Origin of the sequence: Thiomicrorhabdus xiamenensis (assembly GCF_013282625.1) — a bacterium.
Lineage (GTDB): Bacteria > Pseudomonadota > Gammaproteobacteria > Thiomicrospirales > Thiomicrospiraceae > Thiomicrorhabdus > Thiomicrorhabdus xiamenensis.
Genome location: NZ_CP054020.1, coordinates 1,271,286 through 1,284,873 on the forward strand (window position 1 = coordinate 1,271,286; position 13,588 = coordinate 1,284,873).

The window sequence follows — 13,588 nt, forward strand, 5'->3', positions numbered from 1 at the left end:
TTCCGCCACTAGGAATCTAAAGTAAAACCACAAAAAAACTTAATCTTGGTGATGTAATCTTTGATTTGTCATCGAGGTTAAGTTTTTTTTTGCCCGTAAAAAAGCTAAGATAGCTGAAAACAGGGGTTTGAAAGCACTTTGAGTAATTTTGGAGTGTTATCGGCTTTTGATCTTGCCGAAACGGAAACCTTGCAAACAGGCTGGCATACTTTTGCGGGGAAAAAATAAAAAAATTGCCTAAAGGATACATAGAGATTTATGGATAGTTCGATTCAAAACGCATTAATCCCAATGGTTATTGAACAGACCAGTCGCGGGGAACGATCATTCGATATTTATTCCCGCCTGTTAAAAGAACGGGTAATTTTTCTGGTAGGGCCTGTCGAGGATCATATGGCTAATTTGATTGTCGCGCAGTTGCTATTCCTTGAATCTGAAAATCCTGACAAAGACATTAGTTTGTATATCAATTCCCCAGGCGGAAGCGTAACAGCCGGTATGGCGATTTATGATACGATGCGTTTCATCAAGCCTAATGTCAGTACCATGTGTATCGGTCAGGCAGCAAGCATGGGGGCTTTCCTGCTTTCAGCCGGAACTAAAGGAAAACGTTATGCGTTGCCTAATTCCAGAGTGATGATTCACCAGCCGCTGGGCGGTTTCCAGGGGCAGGCAAGCGATATTCAGATCCATGCACAAGAGATTCTGGATATCAAAAAACGCTTGAACCAGGCATTGGCCGATCATACCGGGCAAGATATAAAAACAATTGAAAAAGATACTGATCGTGATAACTTCTTAAGTGCGGATGCCGCTTGTGAATACGGTTTGATTGATAAAGTTCTCAGTGAGCGCTAAATCTCGGGTGGTAGAAAATGAGTGATGAAAATCTAAAATGTTCCTTCTGCGGGAAAGGGCAGGAAGAGGTTCGCAAACTGATTGCGGGGCCATCTGTATATATTTGTGACGAATGTGTTGAACTCTGCAACGATATTCTCGACGAGGAATTCGGGCACAGTGATTTTACCGAGCTGGATTTGCAGAATCTTCCGACGCCGCATGAGATTAAAACAACTCTGGACGATTACGTTATCGGTCAGGAACAGGCGAAAAAAGTTTTGTCGGTTGCGGTTTATAACCACTACAAGCGCCTGCAAACATCGCATGTTAAAGATGATGTTGAGCTGACTAAGAGTAATATCCTGCTGATTGGTCCAACAGGGTCCGGTAAGACTTTGCTGGCACAGACATTGGCGCGACTTCTGGATGTGCCATTTGCGATGGCAGATGCCACTACGCTTACCGAAGCGGGTTATGTAGGGGAAGATGTCGAAAGTATTCTGCTGAAACTGTTGCAGCGTTGCGACAACGATCCGGAAAAAGCAGAACGCGGTATTATCTATATCGATGAAATCGACAAGATTACTCGTAAATCGGAGAATCCGTCGATTACCCGTGACGTTTCCGGTGAAGGTGTTCAGCAGGCGCTATTGAAATTAATTGAAGGTACCGTCGCATCTGTACCTCCGCATGGTGGCCGTAAGCATCCTAATCAGGAGCTGATTCAGGTCGATACCTCAAAAATTCTGTTTATCGTCGGTGGGGCTTTCGAAGGGTTGGATCGTATTGTCGAGCAGAGAACCGAAACTGATACCGGTATCGGTTTCTCGGCCACGGTCCGGTCAAGTGACGACAAGCCGTCGTTGTCGGACAAGTTCAAGCAGATCGAACCGGAAGACCTGGTTAAGTTCGGTTTGATTCCGGAGTTTGTCGGTCGTCTGCCGATGATCGCTTCGCTTGAAGAACTGGATATTAAGGCTCTGGTACAGATTTTGACTGAACCTAAAAACGCCTTGGTTAAACAGTTCCAGAAAATGTTTGAACTTGAAGGCGTTGAGCTTCAATTCCGTAAAGACGCGGTGGAAGAGATCTCGTCACTGGCGATTGCCCGCAAAACCGGTGCGCGTGGACTGCGTTCGATTCTAGAACAAATTCTTCTTGAAACAATGTACGACCTGCCAAGCTTGAAAAATGTTGAAAAAGTCATTATCAATAAAGCAGTCGTGCTAGGTAAAAAAACGCCAATGCTGGTTTATAAAGAGTCAGAGCAAAAAGCGGCAAGCGAGTAAGCGATCGATTTCTTGATCGTTAACCAGTGGTTGCATTGCGTTTTGAACCTCGAAACCCGGCTTTGGCTGGGTTTTTTGTTATCTGGGGAAAATTCAACTTAATTATCTTGCGTCCTATAGATGGAATCGGACGGGTGGGCAAATAATAAAAACAAAAGGGAAGAGAGCGATGGATATGGATCAAATCAGTATGAAAATGAATGTGTTAGTTTTGCCTCTAAGGGATGTGGTGGTATTTCCTGGAAATGTTATGCCGCTTTTTGTCGGGCGCGAAAAATCGATCCAGGCTCTGAATGAAGCTATGGATGGGGATAAAAAGATATTCTTGGTGGCACAAAAACGTGCGGATCTTGATGTCCCGGCCTTGGAGGATTTGTATCAAGTTGGAACCATGGCCAATATCCTGCAATTAATTAAGTTGCCGGATGGCACCGTAAAGGTATTGGTCGAAGGGATACAGCGTTTCCGTCTAACAGGCTTGCATATGGATCACAGCGTTCTGCTGGGCGATATTGAGGAAATGGCGGTCGAAAGCGGTGATCAGTTGGATGTTAAGGTTCTTATTCGTGCACTTAAAGAACGTTTTTCTACCTATGCGGATTTGAAGAAAAAAGTGCCTTCTGAAGTCAAACGTTCGGTGCAAAACGAAGATGATCCGTCCCGACTGGTCGATCTGATTTCCGCCAATATCGCAATTGATCTGGAAATGAAACAGTCACTTCTTGAAATGGTGACCATCAGCGATCGACTGGAAAAGATTTTGATGATAGTGGAAACCGAGCTGGAAATTCTGGAATCGGAAAGACGTATCACCTCCCGCGTTAAAAAACAGATGGATAAGACTCAACGCGAGTACTATCTGAACGAAAAAATCAAAGCGATCCACTATGAACTCTCCGGTGAAGAGGAGGATATGAGTGAAGCGGATCAGTTGGCTCAGAAGATTGAAGAAGTTGGGATGCCTGAAGAAGCTAAAAGCAAGGCTAAATCCGAATTGAAAAAATTGCGTATGATGCCAGCCCAGTCTTCGGAAGCCACCGTTGTGCGTAATTATCTGGACTGGTTGCTTGAGGTGCCTTGGAAAAAACGCAGCCGCGTCTCCAAGGATCTGAATCGTGCACAGAAGATTCTGGATGAGCAGCACTACGGTTTGGAAAAGGTTAAAGAACGAATCGTTGAGTACCTGGCGGTGCAGAAGCGTATGCGCAAGATGAAAGGGCCGATTCTTTGTCTGGTCGGGCCTCCAGGGGTTGGTAAAACTTCACTGGCTAAGTCGATTGCCGAAGCAACCAACCGCAAATATGTCCGTATGGCGCTCGGTGGTGTAAGGGATGAAGCCGAGATTCGCGGGCATCGTAAGACTTATATTGGCGCTCTACCGGGGAAAATTATTCAGAAGATGCATTCTGCCGGTACGCGCAATCCGCTGTTCCTGCTGGACGAGATTGATAAAATGTCCAGTGATATGCGTGGCGATCCGGCTTCGGCGCTTCTGGAAGTACTGGATCCTGAACAGAACCATACTTTCAACGATCATTATCTGGAAGTGGATTACGATCTTTCGGATGTGCTGTTTATCGCCACATCCAACTCAATGGATATTCCGGAAGCTTTGCTTGACCGTATGGAAGTTATCAATCTGGCCGGTTATACCGAGGCGGAAAAACTGAATATCGCTCAGAAGCACCTGCTGCCAAAAGCGATTAAAGATCATGGATTGAAAAAAGCCGAAATCGAAGTCAGCGAAGAGGCGATTCTGGGCATTATTCAAACCTATACGCGGGAGGCCGGTGTGCGCCTTCTAGCTCGTGATTTGGCCAAAATTTGCCGTAAAGTCGTCAAAAAGCTGGATACCGGCGAGGCAAAAGCACCGGTTGCGGTCGAGCCGGATAATCTGGAAGAGTATCTGGGCGTCGCCAAATATCGTATTGGTTTGGCTGATGACGAGAATCGTATCGGCCAGGTTGCCGGCTTGGCTTGGACGCGTGTCGGCGGTGATTTGCTGCGAATCGAAGCGACCGCCATGCCCGGAAAAGGCAAATTGTCCAGTACCGGTCAGTTGGGATCGGTCATGCAGGAGTCAGTACAGGCGGCGATGAGCGTTATTCGTTCGCGTTCTGCGAAACTGGGTCTGAAAGAAGAGTTTTATGAAAATTTCGATTTACATCTGCATTTTCCGGAAGGCGCAATCAAGAAAGATGGTCCAAGTGCCGGTATCGCAATCTGTACGGCGATTACCTCTGTATTAACTAATACGCCGGTTAAAGCCGATGTGGCCATGACGGGTGAAATTACATTGCGTGGCGAAGTTTTGCCGATCGGTGGTTTAAAAGAGAAGCTTTTGGCGGCCTTGAGAGGGGGGATTAAGACGGTATTGATTCCGAAAGATAATGTTCGTGATTTAGCCGATGTGCCTCAGGAAATCAAAAACGAATTGAATATCTGTCCGGTGCAATGGGTTGAAGAAGTACTGAAAATCGCCTTGACAAAGATGCCCGAAGCCCTGCCACAAGAAGGTGCAGAAGCTGCTCCAGTAGAGGGATTTAATGATTCGGATCATGAAACAGCTGTTGAAAATGCCTCAGCCCATCATTAATTGGCGTTTTTAGGTGTTTTTCCTTGACACTGTAGAGTCTAGATTGCTATAAATGCTAAAGCTTTTCAGCTGGATACTATAAAACGAAAACTCATGGAGAAAATGATGAATAAATCTGAACTAATCAGTGCAATCGCAGAAGAATCAGGACTAACTAAAGCGGATGCAGGTAAAGCATTGGATGCGACTGTTAACGCGATCACTAAAGCACTAAGCTCTGGCGATTCTGTTGCCATTCTAGGTTTTGGTACTTTTGCTGTTGGTGAGCGCGCTGCGCGTACTGGTCGTAACCCGCAAACAGGTAAAGAGATGCAGATTCCTGCGGCTAAGGTTCCAAAATTCAAGCCAGGTAAAGCACTTAAAGACGCGGTTAATTAAGTCGGTAAATAAAACCGTAAAAAAGTCTTAAAAAACGTTTGACATGCTCTCCGAACACCCTATAATACGCCACATCAATTAGCGAGGCACTTAACCAAAACGGTTGAAAGCCAGTCTAATTGGGTGATTAGCTCAGTTGGGAGAGCATCGCCCTTACAAGGCGAGGGTCACTGGTTCGAGCCCAGTATCACCCACCACGGAGCGGTAGTTCAGCTGGTTAGAATACCTGCCTGTCACGCAGGGGGTCGCGGGTTCGAATCCCGTCCGCTCCGCCAGTTTCTGAAACGAGTTTATAACTCGTTTTTTTATGCAAGTTCGTAAACTTGCATTCGGTTGAAAGGCAATGTATTTTGCCTTCACTCCGGGTGATTAGCTCAGTTGGGAGAGCATCGCCCTTACAAGGCGAGGGTCACTGGTTCGAGCCCAGTATCACCCACCATACAATTCGGAGCGGTAGTTCAGCTGGTTAGAATACCTGCCTGTCACGCAGGGGGTCGCGGGTTCGAATCCCGTCCGCTCCGCCACTATTTCCGGACTTCCAGATGTCCGCTGTTTGTTACTGCAAACAAAATCTATTCTGGGTGATTAGCTCAGTTGGGAGAGCATCGCCCTTACAAGGCGAGGGTCACTGGTTCGAGCCCAGTATCACCCACCATACAATTCGGAGCGGTAGTTCAGCTGGTTAGAATACCTGCCTGTCACGCAGGGGGTCGCGGGTTCGAATCCCGTCCGCTCCGCCATTATTTCCCTATATTTCAACACCAATTCATGCATCGCTTAACGAGTCATAATCGTTATTACCACGCTGTCTGGCCCAGTACTAGGCTTTGCTCTTTAGTTGTCTTTACGATTCAGTGTTTAGTATTTTTGCAGGCTATGGTGATGATAAGAAGGTTGCCAGTATAATTGAGATGCTGGATTAAGCTTGTTCATAAGCTATCCGTTGCCAGAGATTATAAAAGGGTGTTGTTGCCCCGAAATAGCCAGATATGTCGATCCAGGTATCGGATAATAAAAAACCGCCGTTAAGGCGGTTTTTTTGTTTCTGATACGAAATGCAATCGAATCAGGTTGATGCGGTGACGTTGTAACCACCATCTACATAGGTGATTTCACCGGTAATACCGGAGGCAAGGTCAGAGCATAGGAAGGCAGCTGTGTTACCGACTTCTTCGATGGTTACATTGCGACGCAGTGGTGTGGCCGCAGCGGATTTGTCCAGCATCGTACGGAAGTCTTTGATTCCGGCTGCAGCCAGCGTACGGATCGGTCCCGCAGAAACAGCATTAACGCGAATGCCTTCCTGACCAAGGTCTGCAGCAAGATAGCGAACGGTTGCTTCAAGCGATGCTTTGGCAATCCCCATTACGTTGTAATTCGGAACTGCGCGCTCGGCACCAAGGTAGGAAACCGTCAGAACGGAACCGTTATTCGCTTTAAGCATTTCATGGGCAGCTTTGGTACACGCCGTCAGGCTGTATGCGGAAATGTCGTGGGCGATTTTAAATCCTTCACGGGTCGAAGCGTCGATCATGCGGCCTTCAAGTTCTTCACGCGGTGCAAATGCAACCGAGTGGACTAGAATGTCCAGACCGTCCCATTGTTTACCCAGTTCGGCAAAGACGGCGTCGATTTGTGCGTCATCTGCAACGTCCAGAGGTAGGATCAGATCGGAGCCCAGTTCAGCAGCGATTTTTTCAACACGCCCTTTAAGTTTGTCATTCTGATAGGTTAGGGCGATTTCGGCACCTTGCTCGTGCATCTGCTTAGCAATACCGTAGGCGATCGATTTGTTATTGGCGACACCAATAATTAAGGCTTTTTTCCCTGAAAGGAATCCCATAGTTTTCTCCAAATGATTGAATTTGTCTTGGGTTTTAAAATTTGTTTCTGATTCATCGGCCTTAAATAAGGGCCTGAATATGAATTTATGAGCATTATAACGCCAAATTATTCGTTATAATGCCTTTGTTTCATACGAAAAAACGGGTAAAAAATCAGTAAAAATGGAACCGGAAGAGTGCGTTGGCAGGTTCTGGAGAAGTGAAGCTTCTAAAACCCATTAAAGTAGGATGCGAGTGGTTTGGTAATGGAATTACAGAGCAGAATGGCAAGTGCTGTTTTACGACAGAAAATGGATATTTCTGATACGGGCCGATCCAATACTGGTGTCAATGTTTTTGGGTTCATTCTACTGTTTGTGCTGCTGTCTTTTGTCCTCAATACATCATCTGTATCAGCCGATTGGAACAATCCTTATCCGGCAAACAGCAGTAACGGAAAAACCCTCTACAGTACCTTCAGCTCACCACCAAAACATCTTGACCCGGTTATCTCCTATAATTCGAACGAATGGTCGTTTCTCTCGCAAATTTACGAACCGCCACTGCAATACCATTATTTCAAACGTCCTTATGCTTTACAGCCTTTAACGCTGGATAATATGCCGGAGATTTTCTATCTGGCTGAAGATGGGAATAAACTGGATCAAAGTGAGCAGGATAATGCGGTTTATACCGAGTACCATTTCCATTTAAAACAGGATATCCGTTTTCAACCGCATCCTGCATTTGCCAAGCAGGGCGATCAGTACCGTTACCACTCGCTCAGTGAAAAGGATCTTCTGGGCATCGAATCGATTAACGATTTTCAATATACCGCCAGTAGAAATCTGCGTGCCGAGGATTATGTGTATGCGATAAAGCGCATGGCGTTAAGGCAGAACCATTCGCCGATTCTCGATACGATGAAACAGTATATTATCGGTTTAGATGCATTTTCCGATCAGGTAACCAATGACTATCAGCAATTGCTGCAAGAAAATGGCGCTACAGTCAAAAACCGTTATTTTGACCTGAATGCTTATTCAATAGATGGCGTTCAGGTGTACTCCGATTTTCATTTCAGTATCCGTATCCATGGCGTTTATCCCCAGTTCCTGTACTGGCTGACAATGAATTTCTTTGCTCCGATTCCCTGGGAGGCAGACAAGTTTTATAAACAGCAGCTACTGGTTGAGCGCAATATTACACTGGATACCTCTCCGGTCGGAACGGGTCCTTTCTATCTCGCCGAGAATAATCCTAATCAGATCATGAGGTTGAAAAAAAATCCTAATTTCCATGCCGAATATTTTCCGCAAGAAGGCCTGCCAAAAGATGCTGATCCTGACTTGTTGAATGACGCCGGCAAGCAACTGCCACTTATTGATGAGGCGGTATATACTCTGGAAAAGGAAAGTGTGCCTTTATGGAATAAGTTTTTGCAGGGGTATTACGATGCCAGCGGTGTCAGCTCGGAGAGTTTTGATCAAGCCGTCAGCGTCTCCGGCGGCGGAGATATGTCGCTGACACCGCAAATGCAGCAAAAAGGCATTCAGTTCATCAATGCGATTCAGCCGACGATTTTTTATTTCGGTTTCAATATGGCAGATCCTGTGGTCGGCGGTTATTCGGAAAAGCAGCAGAAGCTGCGTCAGGCAATCAGTATTGCGATCAATTATGAAGAGTATATTTCGATCTTTCTCAATGGTCGCGGTATTGCTGCACAGGGACCGATTCCTCCAGGCATTTTCGGTTTCGATCAAGAACGCTTTAATCCTTATGTGTATGAGAAGAAAGCGGATCGAGTCCAGAGAAAGGCGATAGACACGGCGAAAAAAATATTGGCTGAAGCAGGATATCCGGATGGTAAACAGCAAGATGGAACGCCGTTAAAACTTTTCTATGATACCGCAGCGACCGGCCCAGACAGTCAGTCTCAGTTGAATTGGTATCGGAAGCAGTTTGCCAAACTTGGAATTGAACTGGTTATACGTGCAACGGACTATAACCGTTTTCAAAGCAAGGTACGCGGTGCCAAGGTTCAGCTATTTTCCTGGGGCTGGAATGCCGACTATCCGGATCCGGAAAACTTTTTGTTTCTGCTCTATGGAGGCAATGCCGCGATTCATACCAACGGTGCCGGAATTAACAGCGCCAACTACGACAACCCGCAATTTAATCAGTTATTCCAGCAGATGAAGCGACTTCCGAATGGTGAAGAACGACTTAAGATTGTCCAGCAAATGGTTGAAATTGCGAGAAAAGATTCCCCTTGGGTTTGGGGTTTTCACCCGAAAGCCCTGGCTTTGTATCATTCCTGGTTGCAGAATGTCTGGGCCAATCCTTTGGCAAACAATACTTTGAAATATCGTAATTTGGATGTTCAGCAGCGAAGCGATAAACAGCTCGAATGGAACAAACCTGTCCTCTGGCCAATTGGTTTGGTGATGTTGTTGCTGGTGATTTCCGTATATCCCTTAGTCCGAGGCTATGAAAAACGTCAGCAGGCTAAGATCAACGTGTCGAAGAAGGGAGTTGCGCGCTGATGTTTGCTTATATTGTACGCCGTGTGCTGTACGCCGTTCCGATTCTAATCGGGGTGAACTTTATAACCTTTGCGCTTTTTTTCATGGTCAATACACCGGATGATATGGCGCGCGCGCAACTGGGAGCCAAGCAGACGACACCGGAAATGATTGCCGCCTGGAAGCAGGAAAGAGGGTACGATAAGCCATTATTTATCAATCTTGAAGCCGAGGGCATCGCGCAGATTACCGATACCTTGTTTACTCAGGAATCCATTAAGTTGTTTAAATTCGATTTTGGGCAGTCGGATGCCGGCAGACAAATTTCGGCAGATATTTACGAGCGTATGTGGCCGTCGCTGGCGATCGCTTTGCCGACCTTTATTCTCGGTCTATTTACCGCCATTTCGGTTGCACTGCTGGTAGTGCTGTTCCGCGGTACTGTACTGGATACCGCAACAATGATGCTGGCGGTGACCATTATGTCGATTTCCGGTCTGTTTTATATTATTGCCGGGCAGGTGCTTTTCAGTAAGTTGTGGCATTGGGTGCCGATTTCAGGTTATCAGCCAGGAGTGGAAGGCATTAAGTTTTTGATTTTGCCGATTCTGATCGGGGTGTTTGCCGGCTTGGGAACCGGAATCCGCTGGTATCGCAGTATTTTTCTGGAAGAGATGAATAAAGATTATATTCGTACCGCCCGAGCCAAAGGGCTGGATGAGATAAAAGTCTTGTTCAGACATGTTTTACGTAATGGCATGCTGCCTATCCTTACCGGTGTTGTCGTAGTGATACCGACGCTGTTTATGGGGAGCCTGATTATGGAATCGTTTTTTGGAATTCCCGGGCTGGGCAGTTATACCATTGACGCAATCAATGCGCAGGATTTCGGAATCGTCAAGGCGATGGTCTTTATCGGTTCGGTTTTGTATATCCTCGGTCTGGTACTGACCGATATTTCCTATACCATTTTTGACCCGAGGGTGAAGCTGTCATGACAATGGTGTGGTTATGGACCGATTTTCTTTTATGGTTACTGCTGATGGTTTTTATCTTCGGCTGGCGTTCGATCCGTCGTTCGCCGCAGTCACAAAAGCAATGGCGAAAAATTTTTCAATCCAAGATCGCTATGGCTGCGGTGGTTGTTTTGAGTACTTATTTTTCACTGGCATTGCTCGACTCGGTCCACTTTAAAATAAACCCTCAGCAAACGCTTCAGCAAGGGCCTGTTGCCAGTTACATAAATCCTTATCTTCAAGACTGGGTTGATCCACAATTGCACGGCAAAACACTCAGTCTGCTGGATCTTTTCTCCCAGCATCTTATTTTGTCTACCGAAAGAACTTATTCCGCACCTTTTGCGCTGCAGGAATACAGCAGTTCGATCGTCTATACCGAAAACGGTGTTGAACAGCAATTCAAACCGCTTCAGTACGCCGGTCAGCATCTTGATAACCCGGATGAAATATTCAAGGATGTAATAATCAAAAGCATTTATGCGCTGGTGTTGAGTTTTTTCATCACCCTGGCCATCTGGGTGGTTCACGGTTATTTCCGCATTAAAGCTTACATATTCAGGGATATCACCGTAAAAATCGAGCCTTTGCCGTGGAACAGTTTCTACCTCGCTTTATTGACTGTCATATTTGTGTTGACCTGGTTATTTTATCTGAGCCATTACTATCATGTATTGGGTACCGACAAGGTCGGACAGGATGTTCTGTATCAGTCAATTAAAGCGATTCGTACCGGTGTGATGATCGGTCTACTGACGACTCTAGTCATGCTGCCTCTGGCCTTGATTCTCGGAATATCCGCGGGCTATTTTAAAGGCTGGATTGATGACATTATTCAGTACCTGTACACCACTTTAAATTCGATTCCCGGCGTGTTATTGATCGCTGCGGCGGTATTGGTTATGCAATCGATCCTCAATACGCATAGTGACTGGTTCGGTTCCACAGAGGAGCGTGCCGACATGCGTTTACTGTTTTTGATTTTAATTCTCGGTATTACCAGTTGGACAGGCCTATGTCGTCTTTTGCGTGCGGAAACCTTGAAAATATCCCAGGTCGAATATGTCGCTGCAGCCAAAGCCTTCGGTTTGGGCGGTTTTAGTATTATCAGACGGCATATTATGCCGAACCTGATGCATTTGGTATTGATCGCTCTGGTGCTGGACTTCAGTGGTTTGGTTCTGGCCGAAGCCGTTTTGTCCTATGTCGGAGTTGGGGTTGACCCGACTACGCCGAGTTGGGGAAATATGATCAATCAGGCACGCTTGGAAATGGCTCGCGAGCCGATGGTCTGGTGGTCTCTGGCGTCGGCCTTCGGTTTTATGTTTATTCTGGTACTGGCGGCCAATCTGTTTTCCGACCGTGTGCAGTGGGTACTTGACCCTCGCGCCCATTAAATTCACTTTGATAAAAGGCTTGCTGCTTTATGTTGACAAAAATGCCAAAAAGTTATGAGTTTCCGGTTTTGAGCGTTTTAAACCTTTCCGTTGAGGCTCAAGGAAAAAAGCTGGTCGACAAGGTGACTTTTGATATTCATAAAGGTGAGATATTTGCCTTGGTTGGAGAGTCAGGCAGCGGAAAATCCCTGACCTCACTGGCGATTATGCGTCTTCTGCCTCAGGCGTTGCAGATTACCGAAGGTTCGATTGAATTGGAAGATCAGAATCTATTCGATTTGAGCGAGGCGCAGATGCAATCGATGCGCGGCAAAAAAGTCGCAATGATTTTTCAGGAGCCGATGACTTCGCTTAACCCGGTGATGACAGTCGGTGCTCAGGTTGCCGAAGTTTTGCGAGTACATTTGCATTTACGCTCCAAGGCGGCTCGTAGCCGGGTAATTGAGTTATTTGAAGAAGTCGGTATTCCCGAGCCCGAACAGCGTTACAACTGGTATCCACATCAGCTTTCCGGCGGGCAGAAACAGCGGGTTATGATTGCCATGGCTTTGGCCTGCGAGCCGGATCTGCTGATCGCCGATGAACCGACAACCGCCCTGGATGTTACGATTCAGGCGCAGGTATTGCAGCTGCTTAAAAAAATCCGCGAGGAGCGCAAGCTTTCCATACTGTTTATTACCCACGATATGGGTGTGGTACATGAAATGGCGGATACCATTGCGGTCATGAAGCAAGGGACTTTGGTGGAACTGGCGCATAAAGAACGCTTTTTCAAAAGCCCGCGTCACAGCTATACCCAAAAACTGCTTGCCGACGCGATTCCTAAACGGCATGAGCGTGTACAGACCGTCAGCGAACCTTTGCTTAAACTCGAGCAGCTCAAAGTGCATTTCCCGATTAAGAAAGGGATCTTCCAGCGCACTGTCGGTTATGTTAAAGCGGTTGATGGGGTAGATTTAGAAATACCGAAAGGACAGACGCTGGCACTGGTCGGGGAGTCAGGAAGTGGTAAGAGCACAATTGGCCAGGCGATTTTAAACCTGACAAGGGCAACGGACGGCGACGTTATCTACTTTCAGAAAGAGTCAGTGGCTGGCCAGAATGACGCTATGGTACCGGTCTTCCTGAACTCGCTTTCGGAATCCGCAATGCGTCCGATGCGCAAAAAGGTACAGGTTATTTTTCAGGATCCGTTTTCTGCGCTGAATCCGCGTATGACTATCAGCGAAATTATTCGCGAGGGAATGAATAGTCTCAAAGTCGGCCCGAAAGCTCGTGATGAACAGGATCAGAGAATCGAGCAACTGTTGATGCAAGTCGGGTTGCTTCCCGAGCATATGGATCGTTATCCGCATGAATTTTCCGGCGGTCAGCGTCAGCGTATCGGTATTGCACGTGCTTTGGCCGTCGAGCCGGAGCTGATTATTTGTGACGAACCGACCAGTGCCTTGGACGTCAGCGTGCGTGCACAAGTATTGCAGTTGTTGCATGATTTGCAGCAGGAATACGGGATTTCCTATCTGTTTATTACCCATGATCTGTCGATTGTGCCGACCATCGCCCATCGTGTCGCGGTGATGCAGCAAGGGCGGATTGTCGAACAGGGCGAAATTGATCAGGTAATGCGCCAACCGCAGCATGAGTATACACAAGCCTTGTTGGCTTCAGCTCCTGAGCTGGTTCGCAAAGCGTTGGATGCAGCCTGAACTGCTCTGTGAGCAGTA

9 protein-coding genes and 6 tRNA genes are annotated in these 13,588 nt (G+C 46.7%); 14 read left to right on the plus strand and 1 reads right to left on the minus strand.

Annotated features, from left to right (window positions below; all coding sequences use genetic code 11):
• Positions 1-258: 258 nt before the first annotated feature.
• The 10 genes from clpP (at position 259) to HQN79_RS05850 (ending at position 5,843) form a co-directional block, all read left to right on the plus strand.
• Positions 259-858: an ATP-dependent Clp endopeptidase proteolytic subunit ClpP gene (gene clpP / locus HQN79_RS05805; protein WP_173284960.1), complete on the plus strand. Its 600-nt coding sequence runs from the start codon at positions 259-261 to the stop codon at positions 856-858.
• Between the two features lie 17 nt (positions 859-875).
• The gene (clpX, locus tag HQN79_RS05810; protein WP_173284962.1) at positions 876-2,129 is read left to right on the plus strand and encodes an ATP-dependent Clp protease ATP-binding subunit ClpX; all 1,254 of its coding nucleotides are present in this window, start codon (positions 876-878) and stop codon (positions 2,127-2,129) included.
• A gap of 169 nt (positions 2,130-2,298) precedes the next feature.
• Complete coding sequence (gene lon / locus HQN79_RS05815; RefSeq protein WP_173284964.1) at positions 2,299-4,725, plus strand: endopeptidase La; 2,427 nt, start codon at positions 2,299-2,301, stop codon at positions 4,723-4,725.
• A 105-nt stretch (positions 4,726-4,830) separates the two neighbouring features.
• A complete protein-coding gene (locus HQN79_RS05820; RefSeq protein ID WP_173286989.1) occupies positions 4,831-5,103 on the plus strand; it encodes an HU family DNA-binding protein in 273 nt (90 codons plus the stop codon).
• Between the two features lie 121 nt (positions 5,104-5,224).
• Positions 5,225-5,300: transfer RNA gene (locus HQN79_RS05825), tRNA-Val, on the plus strand.
• Position 5,301: 1 nt separating this feature from the next.
• A tRNA-Asp gene (locus HQN79_RS05830) sits at positions 5,302-5,378 on the plus strand.
• Positions 5,379-5,466: 88 nt separating this feature from the next.
• A tRNA-Val gene (locus HQN79_RS05835) sits at positions 5,467-5,542 on the plus strand.
• Between the two features lie 8 nt (positions 5,543-5,550).
• Positions 5,551-5,627, plus strand: a tRNA-Asp gene (locus tag HQN79_RS05840).
• A gap of 55 nt (positions 5,628-5,682) precedes the next feature.
• Positions 5,683-5,758, plus strand: a tRNA-Val gene (locus tag HQN79_RS05845).
• 8 nt (positions 5,759-5,766) lie between these two features.
• A tRNA-Asp gene (locus HQN79_RS05850) sits at positions 5,767-5,843 on the plus strand.
• A gap of 326 nt (positions 5,844-6,169) precedes the next feature.
• On the opposite strand, the gene HQN79_RS05855 is transcribed toward HQN79_RS05850, so the two are convergent.
• The gene (locus HQN79_RS05855) at positions 6,170-6,946 is read right to left on the minus strand and encodes an enoyl-ACP reductase FabI (protein WP_173284966.1); all 777 of its coding nucleotides are present in this window, start codon (positions 6,944-6,946) and stop codon (positions 6,170-6,172) included.
• A 264-nt stretch (positions 6,947-7,210) separates the two neighbouring features.
• Between HQN79_RS05855 and HQN79_RS05860 the strand changes: the two genes are divergently transcribed.
• Genes HQN79_RS05860 through HQN79_RS05875 form a run of 4 tightly spaced genes read left to right on the plus strand, consistent with a single transcriptional unit; the run spans position 7,211 to position 13,570 of the window.
• On the plus strand, positions 7,211-9,472 hold the full coding sequence (locus HQN79_RS05860) for an ABC transporter substrate-binding protein (RefSeq protein ID WP_238843440.1): 2,262 nt from the start codon (positions 7,211-7,213) through the stop codon (positions 9,470-9,472).
• Positions 9,472-10,449 (plus strand): ABC transporter permease, encoded by a 978-nt coding sequence (locus HQN79_RS05865; RefSeq protein WP_173284968.1) that lies wholly within the window; start codon positions 9,472-9,474, stop codon positions 10,447-10,449. The genes HQN79_RS05860 and HQN79_RS05865 overlap by 1 nt, the downstream gene beginning before the upstream one ends.
• Positions 10,446-11,864 (plus strand): ABC transporter permease, encoded by a 1,419-nt coding sequence (locus HQN79_RS05870; protein ID WP_173284969.1) that lies wholly within the window; start codon positions 10,446-10,448, stop codon positions 11,862-11,864. The genes HQN79_RS05865 and HQN79_RS05870 overlap by 4 nt, the downstream gene beginning before the upstream one ends.
• Before the next feature lie 41 nt (positions 11,865-11,905).
• The gene (locus HQN79_RS05875; protein WP_173284971.1) at positions 11,906-13,570 is read left to right on the plus strand and encodes an ABC transporter ATP-binding protein; all 1,665 of its coding nucleotides are present in this window, start codon (positions 11,906-11,908) and stop codon (positions 13,568-13,570) included.
• Positions 13,571-13,588: the final 18 nt, after the last annotated feature.